Below are 25,207 nucleotides of genomic sequence, written 5' to 3' on the forward strand. Positions count from 1 at the left end.
AACAAGCACAGGGCCGGCATACGCCGGCCCTGCACAGCCTTCGCGGTCCGCCTCGCGAAGGCTTGTTCATATTAAGGCTCACTACACAACAGTCGCTGGCTGCAAGCTTTCGATATGAAGCGCCAGCTGCTTGATCGTGCGGTATTTATAAATAGCCATTTCTTCATATGAATACGAAAGGGCATCCAGCTCGACTTCCAGCTTGACCGCGAGAATTGAGTTACCGCCAAGATCGAAGAAATCGTCCGACAGTCGAATGTCGTTCCGCTCGAACAACCTTTTCCAAGTCTCCAGCAGGATGCTTTCGAGCGTTGAGATACTCTCGTTCTCGTCGTCTTCAAGTGAAGCTGCTGCTGGCAGCTCCATGCTCATAAGCTGTTTGCGGTCGACCTTTCCATTCGGTGTGAGTGGAAGGCTGCTGCAATTCATATAAGCGGAAGGTACCATATAATACGGCAGCTTCGCCTGCAGAAGCAGCTTCATCCGGCTCGAATCGACCGCCTGGTCCTCACTGTGCCATTCGATAAACGCTGCAAGATGGTGCGTCGGCAGCCCATTGTCCCGCTCGACGACGATAGCGTTCTTAACGCCGCTCACCGCATGAATGCTCTCTTCAATTTCTCCAAGCTCTATGCGATGGCCTCTCATCTTAATCTGATTATCTGCCCGTCCGACAAACTCCAGCAAGCAGCCCTCGCCAGTCAAGCGGCCCAAGTCTCCTGTTCGGTATACGCGTTCTGTCCGGCCGCCCACTTGAAGGTTAACAAACCGCTCGCTTGTGAGCTGCTCTCGATTCAGATAGCCCCTTGCAACGCCCATACCGCCGATATAGATCTCGCCCTTCGCCCCGACCGGCACAGGCTGCAGCTGCTCATTAAGAATATAGATCGTCGTGTTGCAGATTGGAGTTCCGACATAAACCTTCGTATTGCCCCGCTCAAAAGCATAGCAGGCCGACCATATCGTCGTTTCCGTCGGACCGTACATGTTGATGACTTGCGAGCCGTTAATTGCCTGCAGCGATTGTACTAAGCCGGAGGATACCGGCTCGCCGCCGACCAGCCATGTCCTCACCGTGCCTAGCCGCGTCTTGAAATCAGGCGATTCCAGCATGAGTGCAAGCCGGCTTGGCGTCGATTGAATCATCGTAATGCGGGTATCCCCGAGATATTCCGCCGAATATTTGGTGTACCCCTTCAAATCGCCAGCGCCGTGCAGCACGACCCGAATGCCGTGGTTCAGCGTCCATAGCAGCTCTAGCACCGAGATATCGAACGAAATGCTTGTGACGGCCAATATCGCCTCGTGCTCATCTGCACGCAATACGCGGTCCATCCCGTGGAAGAAATTCGTGACGTTCCGATGGCTGATCATAACTCCCTTCGGCTTGCCGGTGGAGCCAGACGTATAGATGACGTAAGCCAAATCGTCAGGACGATGAACCGGCGCCAAATTGTCCGACGGCTCATCCGCAGCCGATAACTCGATATCGATTACTCGTCCTGTGAAGCTCCCCGTAACCTTCTCCACCTTGCCGCCAATCGATTGCTGAGTTAACAGAATACGTGCCCCGCTGTCCTCCAGCATGTAGGCCAATCGATCCTCTGGATATTCCGGATCTAACGGAACATAAGCTCCGCCGGCTTTCAATATCGCCAGCATGCCGACCAGCATCCCGATTGACCGTTCAGCCATCAGGCCAACAATGGCATCCGGGAGAACGCCTTCCTTCCTAAGCAACGACGCTAACCGATTCGACCGGCTGTTTAACTCGCGGTATGTTATACGCTCTTCTTCAAACATAACCGCAATGGCGTCAGGCGTACGCTCGACCTGCTCCTCGAACAGCTGCTGGAGCAGCTTCTCCTGCGGATAAATCGACTGTGTTCCATTGAACGACGACATTAAGCGCTGCTCTTCTTCCGTCAGGATAGGAATGTCAGCAATCTTCGTATCCAGACTTGACGCTATAGCCCGTAAAATTTGGAGATAATGCTGCCCCAGTCTCTCAATCGTCTCAGGTTTGAACAAGCTGGTGCAGTACTCGATGCCGAGCTGAAGCTCCCCTTGCTCTTCAACCGCCTCCAACGAAAGATCGAACTTGGAGATGGAGTGCCCAGCCGTGAACGGCACCGCTCTAGCGTCGCATAAGCGCAATTCAATCGGCTCGATATTGCGAAGCGTGAACAGCGTGCTGAACAGCGGATTGCGGCTCGGATCACGCGGAACGTTCAATGCCGTTACAAGCTGCTCAAATGGATACTCCTGATGCTCGAAAGCGCCGAGTACTGTCCCCTTCACTTCTTGCACGAATGCCGCAGCCGTCTTGCCGCCTTCCGGATACGAGCGAATCGCGAGCGTATTCATGAACAGACCCAGCAGCGGCTCGACATCCGCATGGGTACGTCCTGCGATCGGCGTGCCAACAACGATATCCGCTTGTCCGCTGTGCCGCGACAGCAGAATCTGATAGGCTGCAAGCAGCAGCATGAACAACGTGCTGTTCGTCTCCTGCGCCAACTGCTTCAGCTGCCTCGTCAATTCGGCATCCGCGGAGAACGCAGCGCTGCTGCCAACAAACTGCTGAACGGCCGGTCTTGCGTAGTCGGTCGGCAGATCAAGAATTGGCAGCTCACCAGCGAACTGCTCCAGCCAGAACGCCTCCTGCGCCGCGAGCTCTCCAGCATCGAACCGCTCCTGCTGCCATACGCTGTAATCTCTGTAGCGAACGCGGAGCGGCTCTAGCTCCTGGCCCTCGTACAGCTGGGCAAGCTCATTCATGAATATGCCAATCGACGTGCCATCGGACACCGTATGATGCATATCAAGCAGCAGCAAGTACTGCTCTTCATCTCCTCCTGCATCTATGACATCCACGATTTGCGCTCTGAACAGCGGCGCTGAGCTTAGCTCGAATGGCTGGATGAAAGCAGTCGCCAGCTTCTCCAGCTCCGCCGTTCTAGCTTGAGTTCGAGCGAGCGTGAACGATGCTGAAGGCTGAATCCTCTGCACGGGCGTGCCGCTTATCCACTCGAACGATGTACGCAGCGCTTCATGGCGGTCAACAAGCTGCTGCAGCGCCCACTCCAGACGCGGGACATCTACAGCCCCATGCAGCATATACATCATCGGCATGTTGTAGACATTCTCGGCGCTCTCGATCTGTTGAAGCACGAGCAGCCTCCGCTGTGCCGCCGATACCGGATAATACTCCTGCTCGGCAGCATAGCTAATCTCGCGATAGCCCGCCGTTTCGGCGCCGGCAATCCATTCCGCCAGCTCTCGAATCGTCTGCCTTATGAAAATTTGCTTCAACGGCACCTCAACGCCAAGCCGTTTATGAATAGCCGAAGCTAATGCAGTTGCCTTCAACGAATGTCCACCAAGCTCGAAGAAAGAATCATGAACGCCGATGCGATCGCGCCCCAACACTTCTTGCCATATCTCGACCAGCTTGGACTCGATGTCATTGCCGGCCGCTTCATAGCGTTGATCCAAACGACTTCCTTGCTCCGGCGCCGGCAACGCTTTACGGTCGAGCTTGCCGCTATGATTGAGCGGCAGCTCCTCTAGCGCAATAAAATACGCGGGAATCATATAGTCAGGCAGCTGCTTGCCCAAATAAGTCCGCAGCGAAGCCGTGTCCAGCTCGTGCACGGATGGTCCGGCTACATAAGCGCATAATGAATGCATACCATCTGGTTCTGTATGCACGATAACGGCAGCCTCACGGATTGATGGATGCTTCTGCAGTTCATTCTCAATTTCACCTGGCTCGATGCGGTATCCGCGAATTTTCACCTGCGTATCGATCCGACCCATATATTCGATATTGCCATCCGGCAGCCAGCGGGCCAAATCGCCGGTACGGTACATCCGCTCGCCTGGACGGTATGGATTGACCGTGAACTTCTCGTTCGTCAGCTCCGGACGATTCAAATACCCGCGCGCGACACCGACGCCGCCGATACACAGCTCCCCGGCTACGCCAATCGGCTGCTGCCGACCTTGCTTGTCAACGATATAGATTCGCGTATTGGCAATCGGCTTACCGATCGGAACACTCGTCTCGGATAGTTGTACGCCTGCTGGCGCTTCCCAGACCGTCGCACATATCGTCGTCTCGCTCGGCCCGTACGCATTCATGTAGCGTGTCAATCTGCTCGTGCGCTCCGCCAGCTCCGGCGTAATCGCCGAGCCCGCCGTAATTATGAGCCGCAGGCCCGATAGCTGCTCCGGCTGCGCCATGCTCAGATACATCGGCGGAAGCGTCGCAACCGTTACCTCATGCTCGTGTACATATTGGACGAATTGCTCGACATCGTAGATCGTCTCTTTCGTCGGAATATGCAGCTCCGCTCCAGTAAGCAGGCTCATCATAAGCTCCCATACCGAGGCGTCGAAGGAGGCGCTGGCGAATTGCACGACCCGGTCACCTGGCCCGATGCCGAAATCCGATGACCATACGACCTGCAAGCTTGCAATACCCCGATGCTCCAGCATAACCCCCTTCGGCTTGCCGGTTGATCCTGACGTATAGATGACGTAAGCCAAATCGGTATGCCTGCTAACGACACCCAAATGATTCGCAGCATCGTTATCAGCTAATGCCTCATCACTGTACTCGCCGCCTCGTCCAAGCTGCATGATCGCACCAGTATAGCCTGCTGCCGTTACCTCCTTGACCTTCTCCTCAAGCAACGGCTGGGTTAGCAGTAGAACGGCTCCACTGTCGGCCAGCATATACGCAAGCCGATCGACCGGATATTCAGGATCAAGCGGCAAGTAGGCGCCTCCAGCCTTCAGTACCGCCAGCAGGCCGATAATCATTTCGACCGATCGCTCCGTCATCAGGCCGACAATGGTATCCTTGCCGATTCCGTCGGCCCGCAGCGTATGCGCAAGGCGGTTCGCACGTTCATTCAGTTCGGCATAGCTAACACGCTGCTGCTCGAATACGATCGCCGTCGCCCCAGGCGTACGCTCCGCCTGCTCCTCGAACAGCTGCTGGATCGTCTTCGCCTCTTGATATGCCGCTTCCGTAGCATTCCATGACTCTAGCAGGGCAAGCTCCACTTCTGGAATCAGCGGAATGTCCGCCAGCGCCATTGTCCGATCCCCGCAGAATGCACCTAGAATCGCCAGATAGGACTTCATCATCCGTTCGATTGTCGATGCTTGGAACAGATGCGTCGCATATTCAACCGATAACTGAATCTCACTTCCGCTTTCCGCCGCCTCGATGGAAATGTCGAACTTCGAAATACGATAGTCAGCTGGATAAGGCGACACGACTGCTTCACCGAGCTGCAGCTTCACTGGCGTAATATTTTGCAGCGCGAACAATGTGCTGAACAACGGATTGCGGCTCATATCGCGCGGAACATTCAGATCGCTTACCAGCTGCTCGAACGGATACTCCTGATTTTCATGCGCCGCGAGCGTCGTCTCTTGTACTTCCTCCAGGAATGCAGCGATCGACTTCGTGCCTTCAGGATATGCACGGATCGCGATTGTATTGACGAAAAGCCCGAGCAGCCGCTCTGTATCGGAGTGAAGTCGGCCAGCCAGCGGCGTGCCTACAATAATATCCTCTTGCCCGCTGTACCGCGCCAGCAGCACTTGGTAGGCTGCAAGCAGTACCGTATACAGCGTGCTGCTCGTCTTCTTCGTCAGCTGCTTAAGCTGCTCCGTCAGCCCAGCGTCTACCTTGAATGACAGCCGATCTCCCGTAAACTGCTGTACGGCAGGACGCGCATAATCCGTAGGCAGATCCAGCACCGGGAGCTCGCCTGCACACTGCTTCAGCCAATAATCGCGCTGCTTGTCCATCTCCTCGCTCTGTACTCTCGCTTGCTGCCACACAGCATAATCCTTATACTGCACACGCAGCGGGCTAAGCTCGCCCCCGTTGTACAGCTGTGACAGCTCCTCCAGCATAACCCCCATCGACACGCCATCCGCTATCGCGTGATGTACGTCAAGCAGCAGCAGATGGCGCTTGGCGTCAGCAGCGGACGCTGAACCGTCTGCGATTTCGATCAGCTCCGCACGCATCAGTGGCGCAATTCCCAGATCGAACGGACGAATGAATGCAGCCGCCTTATGCCTTAGCTCCTCTTCGGAATGAACAGATGAACGGTTAAGCTGTAGCTCTGCTTTAGCGTGAATGCGCTGCATCGGCTCGCCCTCTACCCATTCGAACGACGTCCGCAGCGCCTCATGGCGCTCGACTAACTGTTGAAGAGTGCTCGCAAGACGCGAAGCATCCAGCTGTCCGTCAAGCATTAGCATCATCGGGATATTGTAATTTACCGATTGCCCGCCCTCGAGCCGCTCAAGCACCAGCAGCCGTTTCTGCGCCGACGACGCCGGATAGACTTCTTGTTCAGCCACAGGCTCAATCGGTTTATATTTACGCTGCTCCGCTTGCTCGATATAACGGGCCAGCTCCCGGACCGTTGGCGTTCGGAAAATTTGCTTCAGCGGCACACTCACATCTAGCTGCTTCTGGATGGCCGATGCCAGTGCCGTTGCCTTGAGCGAGTGACCGCCAAGGTCGAAGAAATGATCGTGAACGCCGATGCGATCGCGGCCGAGAACCTGCTGCCACAGCTCGACCAGCTTGGCCTCAAGGCTCGTTGCAGCCTCTTCATACTGGCTGCCGGTTCCCATTCCTTGCTTGGGCGAAGGCAGTGCCTTGCGGTCAACCTTGCCGTTCGGATTAAGCGGCAATTGCTCTAATGCTACGAAATATGATGGAATCATATAATCAGGCAGCCGCTGGCTAAGATAAGCTCTCAGCGCTGCCGCATCCAGCTCATTCACCGCATCTCCCGCTACATAAGCGCATAACGATTGAATACCGTCATCTTCGGTGTGAACGACGACCGCCGCTTCGCGGACAGCAGGATGCTTCTGCAGCTCATTCTCGATTTCGCCCGGCTCGATCCGGAATCCACGAATCTTCACCTGCGTGTCAATCCGGCCTAGATACTCCAGATTGCCGTCTGGCAGCCAGCGGACCAGGTCACCCGTTCGATACATCCGCTCGCCCGGCCGCAGCGGATGCTCGACGAACTTCTCTGCCGTCAGCTCTGGCCGGTTCAAGTAGCCGCGCGCTACCCCGACGCCGCTGACGCACAGCTCGCCGGCTGCACCGATCGGCTGCAGCTGGTTATGATGGCCGATAACGTAAACCTGCAAATTCGCAATCGGCTTGCCGATTGGAACCGAACGACTCTCGATTCGCTGCCCTTCCTCCGGCACCCATACGCTTGTGCAAATCGTCGATTCGCTCGGTCCGTATGCGTTGCGGTATTGCGTATGCTGCATCGTTCGCTGTGCCAGCTCCGGCGTAATGGCTGATCCGGCCGTAATAATGACTCGCATGTGTGCCAGCTGCTCCGGGTCCGCCATGCTTAAGTAGGTCGGCGGCAGCGTAGCGACTGTAATCTTATGCTGCTTCGCATATGCAACGAATTGCGCCGCATCGTAAACCGTTTCCTTCGTCGGAATGTACAGCTCCGCACCCACAAATAAACTCATAAAAATTTCCGATACGGATGCGTCGAACGAGCTGCTCGCGAATTGGACGATCCGATCCTCCGGCACGACGCCGAAATGCTCGCACCACGATAGCTGAACATTGGCGATGCCTTTGTGCTCGACCATGACACCCTTCGGTTTCCCTGTAGAGCCTGACGTATAGATGATATAAGCAAGGTCGGACGGCTCATTAATAATTGAAGGGTTATGAGAATCTACCTTATCCTCCGAGCCGAGCACGACAAGCTTCCCGTTCCAATTCGCCGCCCTTAACGCCTCGGCTTTCTTCAGCAGCGAAGGCTGAACGAGCATGATGTCAGCTCCGCTGTCCTCCAGCATGTACGCGAGCCGTTCATCCGGATATTCAGGGTCAAGGGGCACGTAAGCGCTGCCCGCCTTCAATACAGCCAGTATGCCGACAACCATGTCAATCGACCGATCAGCCAACAAGCTAATTCGCCCATCCCGAACAGCCCCAATGTCCCGCAATTGGTGAGCCAGCCCATTCGCCTTGGCATTCAGCTCCGCATAGCTTATACGCTGATCCTCGAACACGATCGCGACCGAATCCGGCGTCCGCTGCACTTGCTCCTCGAACAGCTGCTGTATCGTCTTGTCGCTCGGATAATCGGCAGCATTCGCATTGAAAGCGCTCAATTGCAGCCGTTCGTGCTCCGGCAGCATCTCGATGCCGCAGAGCGGCGCGTCAGGATCATCCAATGCCTCCCCAACGAATTGCATCATATGAGCAAGCGTTCGTTCGATTTCTTCCTTCGCGTAGACAGTGCTGTTGAAGTGCATATAGATGCTGAGCTGCTTACCAGGCCTGAACGTTATATTAAAATCATAGTTCGATTGCTCGAACGCCTGAATACGTTCAATGGTAAAGCCGAGCGCCTCCGTCTCGAACGCCATTTTTAACTGCTCATCCGTCGGATAGTTCTCGAACATCATAATATGGTCCAGCAGATGGGCGCCAAGCGCGCTTTGACTCTGAACCTCATACAACGGCGAATAGCTGTATCTCTCCGCCTCCAGTGCGGTATGCTGCACTTGACGGATGCATTCGCCGAAGGTCATGTCTGGCGTACTCGTAATGCGAACCGGAATTGTATTAATAAAAAGACCAACCATCGACTCAATGCCATTAATTTCAGATGGCCTCCCGGATACGACGGAACCAAATACAACATCATTCGTACCGTTGTACCGCTGCAAAATAATACCCCACGCTGTCTGCATAATCGTGTTAGGCGTAACCTCATAACGTCGAGCCAGCTCGTACAGCTTATCCGTCAGCGCCTCGCTAAGCTTACCTTCGACCTCGGAGCGAACGTATTCGGATGCATCGCCCGAACGTCTCCAAGGCAGCGACGCGCTCTCGCTATATCCGCGTAAGCACTCCGCCCAATAATTCATAGCCTGCTCGTGGTTCTGCTTCTCCAGCCATTCAATATACCGGCTGTATGGAATGACAGGCGGAAGAACCGCCTGCCTCCCTTCTCGTAACGCTTGATACAGCTCGAACCACTCGCGCAGCACGATGCCAAGGCACCAGCCATCCAGCAATATATGATGGAAGCTCCAGATGAGCTCATATCGGGTATCGTCCAGCCTGAACACAGCCGTTCGCATCAGCAGATCTTTTGTCAAATCAAAGCCTCGCGCCAAATCCTGCTCCTTATACTGCGTCAAATATTCGTCTTGCTCCTGCTGACTAAGATGCCTTAGATCCTCCTCCCGAATCGAGGCGGTTCGATGAGACAGAACGATCTGGAACGGCTTATCCTTCTTCGAATAATTGTAAATCGTCCGAAAAATGTCGTAGCGCATGATGAGCGCATTCAACGCCTGCTCGAATTGACCAGTGGAGAACGTGCCTTGGAGCGAGAACGATAACTGCTCGCTATACGTGTGCATTCCGCTGTTATAGAGGGAATGGAAGAGCATTCCTTCCTGCATGGGCGATAGAGCATAAATTTGCTGAATCTTCACTTCTCTCATTCCTCTCGCTTTATAAATCGATAATGGAAGCTTCAATTTCTTTGGACAGCTCCTCCAAATCCTCGAGCGAAAGCTCAATCGATCCCAGATCGCTCGGTGTTGCCTCCGTCTCCGTCTGCTCGCAGCAGTGTCGAATTAATGCCAATAGATGCTTTTTGAAAGAGTCTGCCAATTGTTGCATAAGTGAAGTGCTATAAGTGCCGCTATCATAGTTAAAATGAATCGTCAAACAGCCTTCCTGGACGAGTCCGACGATATCCAACTCGTTCAGACGACGGTTGCTGCCCCCGATTGACGTCCCCGAAGCATACGGAGATGGCGCGAACAACGAGGTGTTCATATCAGCATCGAACTGTCCCAAATAGTTAAAGCTAATTTCCGGCTTCAGCTTGCAAGGGACACTCTCCGCTTGCTGCTGCGGTGTCATGTAGCGCAGGATGCCGTACCCGATGCCGCGGCACGGAATTTGGCGAAGCATTTCCTTGACACGCTTGATCTTCATCCCGAGCGAATCGCTAGGCTCCGCCTCTAGAATGACGGGATACATTGAGGTGAACCAGCCGACTGTCCGGTTCACGACGGTCGACTCTACAATTTCTTCGCGGCCGTGCCCCTCCATGTTGATCGCAACCTTGCTGTCTCCCGTCCATTCCTGCATTGCGCATGCCAGTGCCGTTAATAAAATATCGTTAATTTCCGTGTTATAAGCTCGGTTCACTTCTTCCAGCAGCAATGCCGTCTCCTTGCGATCAAGCCTCGTGCTGGCGAGCCCGTTATCCTTCATCAGCTTACTGCCATCCTGCCGCTCCTTAGGCAGCGGACGGACATCTGCCGCTTCGATCTCCTTCCAGTACGCCGCTTCCTTCATCAGCTCGCGGCTGGAAGCGTATATCGCAAGCGCCTTGGTCCATTCCCGCATACTGTCCGTCTTCTCCTGAAGCGTCAGTGCTTCACCCTTGGACGCTTGCTCGTATGCGATCACCAAATCTTCCAGCACAATCCTCCAGGATACGCCATCAATGACGAGATGATGCGCGACGAGCAGCACGTGATCGCTCTCCTTCGTATGAATCAACCATACGCGAAGCAGCGGCCCATTGGCCAAATCAAATCCGCGCTGCGTCGCTTCCGCCAATTCCGCAATCGCCTCGCTCGGATCATCAAGCTGCGTATAATCGGCGCTTTCGAATGATACAAGGCTGCCGCTGTCGTCCACCCCGCGAATGTAGGCGCGAATTCCCTCGCTCTCGCGGCGGAACACCGTACGCAGCGCGTCATGATGCTCGGCAATCTTCTCTACGGCTCGCTTCAGCGCCTCCTCATCAAGCCGGCGCTTGCTCTGCAGCATCATTCCCTGATTCCAATGACCTTCGTCTGCGAACTGCTGCTCGAAGAACCATTGATGAATCGGCAGCAGCAGAACGTCACCTTCCACGACACCTTGCTCTGCTATCCGCTGCAGTGGAACCGCCTGCACACATGCCTCGCGCAGTACCGGATACTTGAACAGATGCTTCATCTCCAGCTTCCACCCATGCTTGTACAAGCGGGCGCAAACTTGAATCCCTTTAATAGAATCGCCGCCCAGCTCGAAGAAGTGATCGCCAACGCCGATCCGTTCGCGCCCGAGCACCTCCTGCCACACTTCAGCCATTCTCGCTTCCAGCTCGCTAACCGGCTCCTCATATGCGCGTCCCGTTTCGATGCCTAGCTCCGGCTCTGGCAGCGCTTTACGATCAAGTTTGCCATTCGAATTCAACGGCAGTTGCTCAACCGGAACGAACGCCGCCGGAATCATGTATTCCGGCAAATGCCGTCCCAAATACGACCGAAGCTCAGCCATCGTAAGCGATGGTTCAGCCGCCACATACGCACATAGCGATAAAGTGCCATCCGTCCCCTTGAACGGGACTACCGCTGCTTCTCGCACATCTGGATGCTGCGTAAGCTCAGCTTCGATTTCCCCAGGCTCAATACGATATCCGCGAATTTTCACCTGCGTATCGATTCGGCCCAAATATTCGATCGTGCCATCCGGCAGCCAGCGGGCCAGATCGCCAGTCTTATACATCCGCTCGCCAGGGCGGAACGGGTTATCGACGAACTTCTCCGCCGTCAGCTCCGGTCGATTCAAGTAACCGCGCGCCACGCCTGCGCCGCCGACATACAGTTCGCCTGCTACGCCGATCGGCTGCAGCTTACCCTGTGCTCCGACGATATACGCCTCCGTGTTGGCAATTGGCCTGCCGATCGGAATCGACCTCGTATGCGTTTCTTCGATTGGATAGCATACGCTGAACGTCGTATTTTCGGTCGGTCCATAGCCATTAATGATCGTCAGACTCGGAACAAGCTCCCGCACCTTGTTAATATGCTTCGGCGACAATGCCTCTCCGCCGACCAGCAAACAGCGAAGACCTGCAAACATTTGTGCGTCTGTCTCAGCGAAATAATTGAACAGCGAGGAGGTGAGCCACATGACGGTAATGCCGTCCTGCGTCAGTCGACTGCTCAGACCCTCTGCACTAAGCAACTCCTCCTTCGTTATTAGATACAGTAATGCGCCATTGAGCAGTGCACCGAAAAATTCGAACGTCGTCGCATCAAACCCGAAAGAGCCGGTCTGAATGAGCCGGTCGGTCGGTTCAATTGTGATGTAGTTCGTATTCTTAACCAGGCGGGTAACACCGCGATGCTCGATCATTACGCCTTTAGGCGTTCCGGTCGTCCCCGACGTGTACATGACATAGGCGAGATCAGTCGCTTCGTTCAGAAGCTCCAGATTCTGGTCATGCTCGGCATCGGCATGTCCTTCGCTTGCCGGAATAGGAATGACGGTTTCGGAGAATACCGTATCGTCCAATTCAATTGCCGATTGCTTCACGATGATACGTGAGCCGCTATCCGATAGCATGAATGCAATTCGTGATGGAGGATATTGGGTATCGATCGGCAGATAAGCGCCTCCCGCTTTCAGAATGGCTAGAACGCCAACGAGCATTTCGATGGATGCGTCTGCCATTAGGCCAACAATCTCGTCCCGCTTGACTCCGGCGCTTCGCAGCACATGTGCCAGCCGGTTCGCTCGTCTATTCAGCTCCTGATAGCTGACTTGTTCCCCATCATAGACAAGAGCTGTCGCATCAGGCGTAAGCGCAGCTTGCTCTTCGAATAGCTGCTGGATCGGCTTATGGCTTGAATAATCCGTCTCAGTCGCATTGAAGGAAGATAATTGAAGCTGATCCTCCACTGACAGCAGGTCGATGTCATCGATCCGCGTATGGCGATCGTTAACGAAAGCTTGCAAAATGGCGATATAGCTGTCGGCTAACCGCTTCATCGTCTCGGCTTTGAATAGATGGGTCGCATACTCAAGTGAGAAATGAAGCTCCCCGTCAATCTCAACCGATTCGATTGACAGATCGAATTTCGAGCTATGGAGCTCGAACGGATAAGGAGAGGTGTCCAGTCCTTCAAGCTGAAGCTCGATCTGCTCGACATTTTGCAATGCGAATAACGTGCTGAATAGAGGATTGCGACTTAAGTCCCGCGGAATGTCCAGCTCGCTGATCAATTCCTCGAATGGATATTCTTGATGCTCCTGCGCCCCAAGAACGATCTCCTTCATCTCTTCTATGAAAGCGGTGATCGGCTTGCTGCCTTCCGGGTATGCGCGAATCGCAAGCGTGTTGACGAACAATCCAATCAATCGTTCCGTATCTGCATGAAGCCTCCCGGCCATCGGAGTGCCGACGATCGTATCCGCCTGTCCGCTGTACCTTGCCAACAAGACGTGATACGCAGCCATCAGTACGATGAACAGAGTGCTTTGCGTCTCTTGTGCCATTTGGTTTAGCTGGGCGGTCAAGCCTGCATCTGCCGTAAATAAGAAGCGGTCCCCGGTAAATTGCTGAACAGGAGGGCGTACGAAGTCGGTCGGCAATTCTAACACCGGCAGTTCGCCCGCACACTGCTTCAGCCAGTAGCTCCGCTGCTTCTCCATCTCCTCGCTGCGGGAACGAGCTTGCTGCCAAGCACTGTAATCTTTATATTGAATACGCAGCGGCTCCAGCGTCTTCCCGCTGTACAGCTGCGACAGCTCCTCCATGAGCAGCCCCATCGACACACCGTCTGATATCGCATGATGCATGTCGAGCATTACGATGTGCTGTTCCGAAGAGTACGCAATATCCGTATCCTCTATCGTCACGATCTGCACCCGCATAAGCGGTGCCTGCGACAGATCGAACGGCTGGATAAAAGAGACTGCCAACGCCGATGCCTGCTCCATCGTCGCCTTTACTAGCACTGGCTGAAGCTGCACTTTAGGATGAATGCGCTGTACCGGCTCGCCGCCCGCCCATTCGAACGATGTTCGCAGCGCTTCATGTCGATCGGCCAGCTGCTCCAGCGCATACTCCAGCCGCTTCACATCCAGCGGCCCATGCAGCAGCTGCATCATCGGCATGTTATAGTTCGATTGTCCGTCCTCCATCTGCTGGACGATGAGCAGTCTTTTCTGCGCGGAAGAAACCGGATAAACCTCTTGAAGTGCCACAGGCTCAATCGGGCGGTACTTCTTCCTCTCAGCCTCAGCGATATATTGGGCAAGCTCTCGAATCGTCGGTGTCTTGAAAATTTGCTTCAACGGCACTTCAACATCTAGCTGCTTATGCAAAGCCGATGCCATCGCCGTCGCTTTCAAGGAATGTCCCCCAATATCGAAGAAACGGTCCAGCATGCCGACTCGGTCGCGGCTGAGCACCTGCTTCCAGATTGCAGCCAGCTTCGCCTCGATCTCATTGGCAGGCTCCTCGAATGCCACTTCCCCGACGACTCCCTGCTCCGGCTTCGGAAGCGCCTTGCGGTCAAGCTTGCCATTTGCATTAAGCGGCAGCTGATCTATCACGACCCAATATCCCGGCACCATATACTCCGGCAGCTGTTGCGCCAGATAGGAGCGAATCGCACCGATATCCGGTACACCTGATGTTCCAGTCACGTAGGCGCACAAAGCATAAGTTCCCCTCTCCTCCTGGAAAGGGATGACCGCTGCTTCTCGAATAGACGGATGCTTTAGCAGCTCATTCTCAATTTCGCCCGGCTCGATGCGGTAGCCGCGTATTTTGACCTGTGAGTCAATTCGCCCCAAATATTCGATCGTGCCGTCCGGCAGCCAGCGGGCCATATCGCCGGTCTTATACATCCTCTCGCCAGGGCGGAACGGATTATCGACGAACTTCTCAGCCGTCAGCTCCGGCCTGTTCAAGTAGCCGCGCGCTACGCCTTCTCCGCCGACACACAGCTCACCAGCGACGCCGGTTGGCTGTCTCATTCCGTACTGATTTAATATGTAGACTTGAGTATTCGAGATCGGACCCCCGATCGAAATGCTCTCCTTATGGCTGTCATTAATTCGCAGGCATGTGCTGTAGGTCGTATTTTCCGTTGGACCGTAGGCATTAATTAATTGAACTGAAGGGGCGGTCTCGCGAACCTTGTTCACATGCTTCGGTGAAGCGTACTCGCCGCCGAAGATGACGCTGCGAAGGCCTGCGAACATACCCGGGTCCTCGTCTGCATACAGATTGAACAGCGGCGTTGTAATAAACATGAACGTGATGCCATATTCACGAATCCTTCTGCCGAACTTATGGGCGTCGAGCAGCTCGTCTTTCGGGATAAGATAAAGTGAGGCTCCGCTCAATAACGCGGCAAAAAATTCGAATGTTGTCGCGTCAAATCCGAACGAGCCGGTCTGTGAGAAACGGTCACTCGCGTCATAATCGGCATAGTTAACGTTGATGACTAGCCGGTTGACATGCCGGTGCTCGATCATAACTCCTTTCGGCGTCCCCGTCGTTCCTGACGTATAGAGGAGTAAGGCCAAATCGGAAGAAGCGTTCACAATAGCGGGATTGTGATCGCCGTATCGGCTGTCCGTACTTATGGACGCAATATCAAGCAGCTTGCCATCGAATGCCAGCCCTTCCGTATCGGACGATTCTTGCGACAGCAACAGCCGCGCTCCGCAATCCTCCAGCATGAACGATATCCTAGCCTGCGGATACTGAGGGTCCAGCGGCATGTAGGCTCCGCCTGCCTTTAGAATCGCCAGTACTCCAACGATCGTCTCTACAGTGCTGTCGGCCATTAATCCGACGATCTCGTCACGTTGAACCCCCTCTTCTCTTAATTTATTCGCGAGCCGGTTAGCGCGAATGTTCAATTCCCGATAGCTAAGCTGTGCTCGTTCGCATACGACAGCTATCGCATCAGGAGTGCGGGCAGCGTGCTCCTCGAATATATGCTGAATCGTCTTGTCGCGCGGGTATTCCGATTCTGTCGCATTAAATGCATCAAGCTGAAGCTTTTCCTCCACGCTCAAAATTTCGATATCACACAGCAAGGCGTCGGGTTGATCGGCAATCACCTGAAGCACCTGCCGCATATGCGTCAATGTTCTCTTCATATCCGCGTCCGCGTAAACGCCCGCATTATAATTAATCGTCAAGCTCGTCTCCGCACCTGGACGCACCGTCATACAGAAATCGTAATTAGTCTGCTCAATACCGTGAATTCGTTCGACATAGAACCCGGTTGCTTCCGCCTGCTCTGGGGACAGCAGCTTGGCATCAACAGGCTGGTTCTCATAAACAACAAGATGATCAATCAAGCTTTGTCCTAGATGGCTTGCTGCTTGTACTTCATATAATGGCGAATAAGCATGACGGTCAGCCTCCAGCGCATTGTGCTGTGCCTGCTGAAGCAATTCGCTAACCTTCATGTTTGCCGTGCTCTTTATTCGTACCGGAACCGTGTTAATGAACAGACCAATCATCGATTCGATCCCGGCAATTTCCGTCGGCCTGCCCGAAATAACCGTTCCGAACACGACATCGTCAAGACGGTTATACCGCTGCAAAATGATACCCCATGCGGTCTGGAACACCGTGCCTGCCGTCACCCCAAGCTTGCGCGCCGTGTCGTGGATTCGCTCTGTAAGCGAGGCTTCGAGGCGCACTTCACACTCTCCCCGAACGTATGCGACGTCAGTATCGCCGTTTAACCGCTGATAAGGAAGAGTGGCGCCCACTGTATAATCATCCAGCTGGGACTTCCAATAGGCTAACGATTCCCCTTGATCCCGCCTCTCCAGCCACTGAATATACTCGCTGTATGGAACGACAGGACCAAGCTGCAAAGCTCGTCCTTCCTTACTAGCCTGATAAGCTTCGAACCATTCTTGCAGGAGGATGCCGAGGCACCAGCCGTCCATCAGAATATGATGGAAGCTCCACACGAGCGCATAATGGTTGTCGCCCAGCTTGCATAAGGCTGCTCTCATTAATGGATCCTTCGTAAGATTAAACCCGCGCTCGCGGTCTGCCGCAAGGTAAGCATGCAGCCCCTGCTCCCAGCCTTCCTCATTCCGTTCTGACCAATCCAGCTCGGTTAACACGATTGGCCGTTCCTTCAGCACGACCTGCCGCGGCTCCTTCGTCTCTTGATGAATGAACGATGCGCGCAGCACCTCATGCCGCCGGATCAGTGCATTTAGTCCATCCTCCAGCGTCCGAGCATGCACAGCACCGCGAAGATACACAATGATTTGCTCAATGTTGACGCCGCCCCCCTCGTGGTACAGGGAATGAAACAGCATTCCTGACTGCATGGGCGCAAGCGGATATATTTTCTCGATTTTCATCGTATTGCCGTCCTCCTACCTATATGTAAAATCAACCACCGTTACAGGCTGAAGAAGATTACCGACAGCTAAACCCGAGTCATACGAGCCGTATATGAAGGACTGCAGACTCGGGCATTGCGCGGGCCCCTCGACATTGTCGCATTAAGCAAATAGATTATTGATGGCTTCCAGTTCTTCGAGCGTAATCGAGCTGTCCCCTAAGTCGCTCGGCGTAGCCTCGGACCCCGACTGGCTTGTGCAATGCGCAATGAGTGCCCTCAGCTCTCTCTCGAATGTTGCGGCTGCTTGTTTCATCCGTTCTTGGCGATACGATTGGCTGTCATAGTTGAAATGGACGGTCAGACAGCCGCCTTGTACAAGCCCAACGATGTCCAGCTCATGCATTCGGTGGTTGCTGCCTCCAATCGTCTCACCCGTTCCGAACGGAGAGGGCTCGAACAACGAACTGTTCATGTCCTTATCGAACTGTCCCAAGTAGTTAAAGCTGATTTCCGGCTTCAGGCTGAAGACCGTTCCTTCGACCAGCTCAGCAGGCGTCAAATAGCGCAAAATTCCGTATCCGATGCCTCGGCTCGGCAGCTGACGCAGCATCTCCTTCATCCGCTTCAACTGCAGGCCGAGCGATTCGTCCGGATTCGCCTCCACCATGACCGGATACATCGATGTGAACCAGCCGACCGTCCGGCTAATGACAGCAGACTCGACGATATCTTCCCGACCATGGCCTTCCACACTGATTACTGCGGAGGACTCGCCCATCCACTCCTGCAGCGTCCTGGCCAGTGCGGTCAGCAAAATATCTTGAATCTCGGTGTTATATGCCCGATTCGCCTCTTCCAATAGAAGCGCTGTCTCCGTCCCATCCAGCTCTACTCGGATGACCGCGTTATCGCACATTCGCTTGCATGTTGACGGATGGTCTTGCGGCAGCGGCTTGATGACCAACTGTTCGATTTGCTGCCAATACTGCACTTCTTTGAGTACATCCCGGCTTGTCGCATATCGGGTAAGCGCTGCCGCCCACTCCCGCGTGCTGTCGGTCTTGTCCGCCAGAACAAGCGCCTCACCTTGGGCGGCCTGTTCATATGCGATTGCCAAATCCTCCAGCACAATTCGCCATGACACGCCGTCGATGACAAGGTGATGCGCCACGAGCAGCACATGGTCATGATCCTTCGTATGAATTAGCCTTACGCGCAGGAGCGGTCCGTTCGCCAGATCGAAATTTGACTGCGTCCTCTCGGCCAGCTCCGCAATAGCTTCGCTTGGCTCGCGGAGGTGAGAATAATCAACACGTTCGAAAGATAGCAGCCTTTCGCCTCCATCAACACCACGAATATAAGCTTGAACCCTCGTTCCTTCTCGGCGGAATACGGTACGCAGTGCGTCATGGTGGCAGACCAGCTGCATTGCTGCCCGCTCCAACGCATCCGCGTCGATCCGCTGTTTGCCTTGAAGCATCATCGCTTGATTCCAATGGCCTTCATCTTCGAATTGCTGCTCGAAGAACCACCGTTGGATCGGCAGCAATTCTACCTCTCCCTCCACAATGCCTTGCTCGGCTTTTCGAGCAAGCGGCACCGCTTGCAAGCAAGCATCCCGCATAACTGGATGCTTGAACAATTGCTTCATCTCCAGCTTCCAGCCATGCTTATACAAGCGGGCGCACACTTGAATCCCCTTGATCGAATCGCCGCCCAGCTCGAAGAAATGGTCGGCTGCGCCAATTCGCTCGCGCCCAAGCACCTCCTGCCACACTTCGGCCATGCGTGCTTCCAGCTCGCTAGCCGGCTCCTCGTAAGGCCGTCCGGCATCCATGCCCTGCTCCGGCGCCGGCAGCGCCTTGAGGTCAACCTTACCGCTATGGTTCAGCGGAAGCTGCTCCATTGCAACGAAATACGCCGGAATCATATAATCCGGAAGCCGCATCGATAAGAAGGCCCGAAGTGCCGCTGTGCCAAGCTCGCTTACAGACGGGCCCGCAATATAGGCGCACAACGCCTGTTCGCCGCTTGCTTCCTTATGGACAACGACCACTGCTTCCCGCACATCCGTATGCTTCTGCAGCTCGTTCTCAATCTCGCCAGGCTCAATCCGATAACCGCGAATCTTCACCTGCGTGTCGATTCGGCCCATATATTCAATTGTCCCGTCCGGCAGCCACCGTGCAAGGTCGCCTGTCTTATACATCCGCTCACCAGGGCGGAACGGATTGTCTACGAACTTCTCCGCCGTCAGCTCCGGCCGATTCATGTAGCCCCGTGCCACTCCGACACCGCCAATGCACAGCTCTCCGGCTACACCGATCGGCTGAAGCTGATCACCAGGACCGAGAATATAGGTCTCCGTATTGGCAATTGGTCTGCCAATCGGTACGGAACGACCGGCAAGCTGCTCTCCCGCCGGCATATCCCATAACGTCGCAACAATCGTAGCCTCACTCGGCCCGTATGCATTGATATAGCGGGTTACCTTCCCAACTCGTTCTGCCAGCTCCGGCGTAATCGCCGATCCACCCGTAAACATAATCCGGAAGCCTGCTAGCCGCTCTGGCTGTGCCATACTAAGATACGTCGGCGGCAGCAATGCAACAGTCAGCTTACGCTCCTCGGCATACTGCACGAACCGTTCCACGTCATAAATCGTTTCTTTCGTCGGTATATGCAGCTCTGCACCTGTCAGAAGACTCATGAACATTTCCCATACCGAGGCGTCAAAGGAGCTGCTTGCGAACTGCACGACACGGTCGCCTGGGCCGATGCCGAAGTCCTCCAGCCAGACGGTCCGCAGGCTTGCGATGCCCCTATGCTCAAGCATGACCCCCTTAGGCTTGCCGGTTGATCCCGAAGTGTAAATAATATAGGCCAAGTCAGTCGGCTCACTCATGCAAGGCAAATTGCTCGAAGCTTCCGCATCTGCTGCAGCTTCGAATCCGACCTCCGTGCCAATACCGGCACCCTCTTCTAATGCCAGTACAGCGCCTGCATATCCTGCCGCCTGAACCGCCTCTACTTTCGCCTGTAGAGAAGGCTGTGCCAGCAGGACTCCCGCCCCGCTGTCTGCAAGCATATATACAATCCGCTCGTCCGGGTATTCCGGATCAATTGGCACATAAGCGCCGCCAGCCTTCAGTATTGCCAGTATGCCAACGACCATCTCAACGGAACGTTCAGCGAGCAATCCGACGATCTGCTTCGTGCCATCGCCTCGCAGCGTACGCGCAAGCCGATTCGCCCGCCGATTTAAGTCCGCATAGCTGACACGCTGGTCTTCGAATGCAACAGCAGTCGCATCCGGCGTCCGCTCCGCTTGCTCCTCGAACAGCTGCTGAATCGTGCTTCCGCTCGGATAGTCCGCCCTCGTGTCATTCCATGCATTCAGAAGCGCACGCTCCTCCTCCGGTACGAGCGGAATGTCCGACAACAGCGCGGAACGGTTCTCGCAGAACGAATGAAGAAGCGTCATGTAAGACTTCATCATCCGGTCAATCGATGCCGGCTTGAACAAATGGGTGGCGTACTCGACAAGCAGCTGGATTTCGCCGTCATGCTCCGTCGCTTCAATTGATAAGTCAAATTTCGAGATGTAGTAGTCCGCTGGATAAGGCGAAGCTTCGACGCCGCCCAACTGCAGCTTCATCGGCCCTACGTTCTGAAGTGCGAATACGGTGCTAAACAGCGGGTTGCGGCTTAAATCTCTCGGAACGTTCAAATCGCTGACCAGCTGCTCGAACGGATACTCCTGGTTCTCGTGTGCTCCAAGCACCGTTTCCTTCATCTCGGCTAGAAAAGCTTCTACCGTCTTGGAGCCTTCAGGAAACGCACGGATCGCGAGCGTATTGACGAACAGCCCCAGCATTCGCTCCGTATCCGAATGCAGCCTGCCGGCCAGCGGCGTTCCGACGATAACATCGCTCTGACCGGCGTATCTGGCAAGCAGTACTTGGTACGCCGCAAGCAGCACCGTGTACAGCGTACTGTTCGTCTGCTGCGCCAGCCTGTTCAATTGCTCCGTTAACGCCGCATTCACCGTGAAGGAAAGCCTGTCACCCGTAAACTGCTGAACCGCCGGGCGCGCAAAATCCGTCGGCAAGTCAAGCACCGGAAGATCGCCCGCGCACTGCTTCAGCCAATAACTGCGCTGCTCTTCCATCGCCTTGCTCCGAACTCTCTCTTGCTGCCATAAGGTGTAATCCTTATACTGCACGCGCAGCGGCGCGAGTTCGCTGCCGGCATAAAGCTGCGACAGCTCCTCTAGCATAATGCCGATGGATACACCGTCCGAAATAGCGTGGTGCATATCGAGCAGCAGCACATGCTTCTGATAGCCCGCACCTGTTACAACCGATTCGGCACCACACTCATTCTGTTCTTCAACAATTTCAATTAACTCCGCACGAAGCAATGGGGCCCTTCCCAAATCGAACGGACGCACGAAACCAGCCGCCCTGCGCTCCGCCTCCTCTTGGCCTGCCCGAGATCTCTCCAGCTGCAGCAGTACATTCTCACTGATTCGCTGCACCGGCTCACCGTCCAGCCATGCGAACGATGTCCGCAGCGATTCATGCCGGTCGACTAGCTGCTGCAAAGCCCTCTCCAGCCGTGAAGCATCGAGCTCACCCTCAAGCGTCAGCATCATCGGAATGTTGTAGTTAACCGAAGATCCATCCTCCATGTGCTCAAGCACAAGCAGCCGCTTCTGCGCCGAGGATACCGGATACACATCCTGCACGGCTGCATTTTCGATTGGACGATACACCCGCTGCTCTGCGCGCTCAATATATCGAGCCAATTCCCGAACCGTTGGCGTTCGGAATATTTGCTTCAGCGGTACACTCACATCAAGCTGCTTATGAATAGCCGATGCCAGTGCCGTTGCCTTGAGCGAGTGGCCGCCCAGCTCGAAGAAATGATCGTGAACACCGATGCGATCGCGGCCGAGAACCTGCTGCCACAGCTCGATCAGCTTAGCCTCAAGACTCGTGGCGGCCTCTTCGTACCGGCTGCCGGTTCCCATTCCCTGCTTAGGCGAAGGCAGTGCTTTGCGGTCGACCTTGCCGTTAAGATTTAGAGGCAGCTGCTCTAATGCTACGAAATACGATGGAATCATATAGTCAGGCAGCCGTTGGCCCAGATAAGCCCTTAGCTCTGCTGAATCCAGCCCTTCCACCGCATGTCCCGCAACATAAGCGCATAACGATTGCATGCCGTCATCTTCAGTGTGAACGACGACCGCAGCTTCGCGAACAGCAGGATGCTTCTGCAGCTCATTCTCGATTTCACCCGGCTCGATCCGGAATCCGCGAATCTTCACCTGTGTGTCAATCCGGCCCAAATACTCCAGATTGCCATCTGGCAGCCAGCGGACAAGGTCCCCTGTTCGGTACATCCGTTCGTCTGGCCGCAGCGGATGATCAATGAACTTCTCTGCCGTCAGCTCCGGCCGATTCAAATAGCCCCGCGCTACCCCGACGCCGCTGATACACAGCTCGCCGGCTGCGCCGATCGGCTGCAGCTGATTATGATGGCCGATAACGTAAACATCCAAATTCGCAATCGGCTTGCCGATCGAAACCGAACGTCCCTCGATTCGCTCCCCTTCCTCCGGCACCCAGATGGTCGTACAAATGGTTGATTCGCTCGGGCCGTAAGCATTGCGGTATTGGGTATACTTCATAGTCCGCTGCGCCAACTCCGGCGTAATAGCTGATCCTGCCGTAATAATGACACGCAAGCTGGCCAACTGCTCCGGGTCTGCCATGCTTAAGTAGGTCGGCGGCAGCGTAGCGACGGTAATTTTGTGCTGTTTCGCATATGCAACAAATTGCGCCGCATCGTACACCGTTTCCTTCGTCGGGATGTACAGCTCTGCACCTGTTAGAAGGCTCATGAAAATTTCCCATACCGAGGCGTCGAACGAGCTGCTCGCGAATTGGACGATCCGGTCTTCCGGCACGACGCCAATATGCTCCCGCCACGATAGCTGAACATTGGCGATGCCTTTGTGCTCGACCATGACGCCCTTCGGTTTCCCGGTAGAGCCTGACGTATAGATGATATAGGCAAGGTCGGACGGCTCATTAATAATAGAAGGGTTATGAGAATCTTCCGTCTCTTCCGTCTGTTGCGTCTCTTCCGAGCCGAGCACGACAAGCTTCCCGTTCCAATTAGCCGCCCTTAACGTCTCGGCCTTCTTCAGAAGCGCGGGCTGAACGAGCATAATGTCAGACCCGCTATCCGCCAGCATATATGCAAGCCGTTCATCCGGATATTCAGGGTCGAGCGGCACGTAAGCGCTGCCCGCCTTCAATACAGCCAGTATGCCGACGACCATCTCGATCGACCGATCCGCCAGCAAGCTGATCCGCCCATCCCGAACGGCTCCGATATCCCGCAGTCGGTGGGCCAGCCGATTCGCCTTGGCATTCAGCTCCGCATAGCTAATGCGCTGTTCTTCGAACACAATAGCAATCGAGTCCGGCGTCCGCTGCACCTGCTCTTCGAACAGCTGTTGAATCGTCTTATCCTGCGGAAACAGCTCCACCGTATTAAATGATTCCAACAAACGGCGCTCCGCCTCGGATAGCAGTGTAATCTCTTGAACTCTAATATCAGGCCGCTCAATGACTTGACTGACGGCATGGACGAAATGGCCGAGTATACGCTCGATTTCCTCAGCAGCGTAGCGGTTCTCGTTGTAACTGCACAGGACAACAAGCTCTTCCGCCGATGGCAGGACGACGATATTGAAATCGTAGTTCGTTTGCTCATAGCGGCTGATCCCAACGGTTGTGAACCCAAGCCCGCCTCCATACATCAGCTTGTTCAGCGCTTCATCTATCGGATAATTCTCATAAATCCAAATATTCTGAATTAAATTTTGCCCTAAGTCGCTTTGCCCCTGCACCTCTGATAACGGCACGAAGCTGTTGTTTTCGTTCTTCAGAGCTTCCTCCTGTACCGTCTCAATGAGCTCATCGAAGCGCAAGCTGCCTTCAGCGCGAATTCGAACCGGTATCGTATTAATAAACAATCCGACCATCGCTTCGATGTTCGCCACTTCCGAGGAACGTCCCGAAACGACTGATCCGAATACGACATCATCCGTATTATTATATTTCTGAAGGACGATGCCCCAGACGGTTTGGAGCACCGTATTTAGCGTCACGCGATGCCGCTGAGCCAATGCAGTCAGTTTGCCCGTCGCCTCTAGACCGATTACGGTCTGGATCTCACGCTGCACATATTGTCCGTGACGCTTCGATACAGATGTCGAAGGTACCTCTGCCGTCTGCTCATACCCTTTCAGGTACTGGTTCCAATACGCAAGGGACGCCGCTGTATCCTGCCGCTGCAGCCACTGAACGTACCGCTCATACAGCTCGGCCGCTGGAGGGTCAAACACACTTTGGTGCAAGGCGGCCTCGTAGAACATGAACCAATCCTTCAGCACCGTACCGACGCTCCAACCATCCATTACAATATGATGGTAGCTCCATACCAGCTCATAGCGTCCACCGCCTCTGGATAATAAGGCCACCCGCATTAAATCGCCGCCAGACAAATCGAACCCGAGCGATCGGTCCTCATGCTTGAATTGCTCTATTTGCTTCATTTGCTCATCCTCTTCAAGATGAGAGAAATCGATTTGCCGGATGCTGTACGTCCGCTCACGGAACACTACCCGAACGGGCTGCTGCAGCTTCTCGTGCAAAAAATTGCTGCGAAAAGCTTGATGCCGGGCTGCCAGCTTGTTTAAGCTCGCCTCCAGCAGCTCGGCCCGCACGTCCCCCTCGAATGAGAACGTAGTCTGTTCAAAATATAGCGTGCTTTGAGGCTCCAGCAGCCAATGGTATACCATTCCCGCTTGCATCGGAGCCAGCGGATAAATTTTCTCAATCGAAGAACCTGCTTTCATGCCCGTCCACCTTTATTCAATATTTAC

The 25,207-nt window shown here is 54.7% G+C and carries 3 protein-coding genes; all 3 read right to left on the minus strand.

All coding sequences use genetic code 11. The annotated features are described in order from the left end of the window. Positions 1–81 precede the first annotated feature (81 nt). A complete protein-coding gene (locus PXY01_RS09625; protein WP_127569635.1) occupies positions 82–9,588 on the minus strand; it encodes a non-ribosomal peptide synthetase in 9,507 nt (3,168 codons plus the stop codon). Next, complete coding sequence (locus PXY01_RS09630; RefSeq protein ID WP_127569636.1) at positions 9,563–17,260, minus strand: non-ribosomal peptide synthetase; 7,698 nt, start codon at positions 17,258–17,260, stop codon at positions 9,563–9,565. The genes PXY01_RS09625 and PXY01_RS09630 overlap by 26 nt, the downstream gene beginning before the upstream one ends. Before the next feature lie 144 nt (positions 17,261–17,404). Beyond that, the gene (locus PXY01_RS09635; protein WP_127569637.1) at positions 17,405–25,180 is read right to left on the minus strand and encodes a non-ribosomal peptide synthetase; all 7,776 of its coding nucleotides are present in this window, start codon (positions 25,178–25,180) and stop codon (positions 17,405–17,407) included. Positions 25,181–25,207 lie beyond the last annotated feature (27 nt).

Source organism: Paenibacillus xylaniclasticus, from assembly GCF_004001065.1.
In the GTDB taxonomy this organism is placed as follows: Bacteria; Bacillota; Bacilli; order Paenibacillales; family Paenibacillaceae; genus Paenibacillus_T; species Paenibacillus_T xylaniclasticus.

What these genes read in the sequence shown, in the direction of transcription:
- PXY01_RS09635 (WP_127569637.1), bottom strand. Translation starts at nt 25,180, where the DNA reads ATGAAAGCAGGTTCTTCGATTGAGAAAATTTATCCGCTGGCTCCGATG.
- PXY01_RS09630 (WP_127569636.1), bottom strand. Translation starts at nt 17,260, where the DNA reads ATGAAAATCGAGAAAATATATCCGCTTGCGCCCATGCAGTCAGGAATG.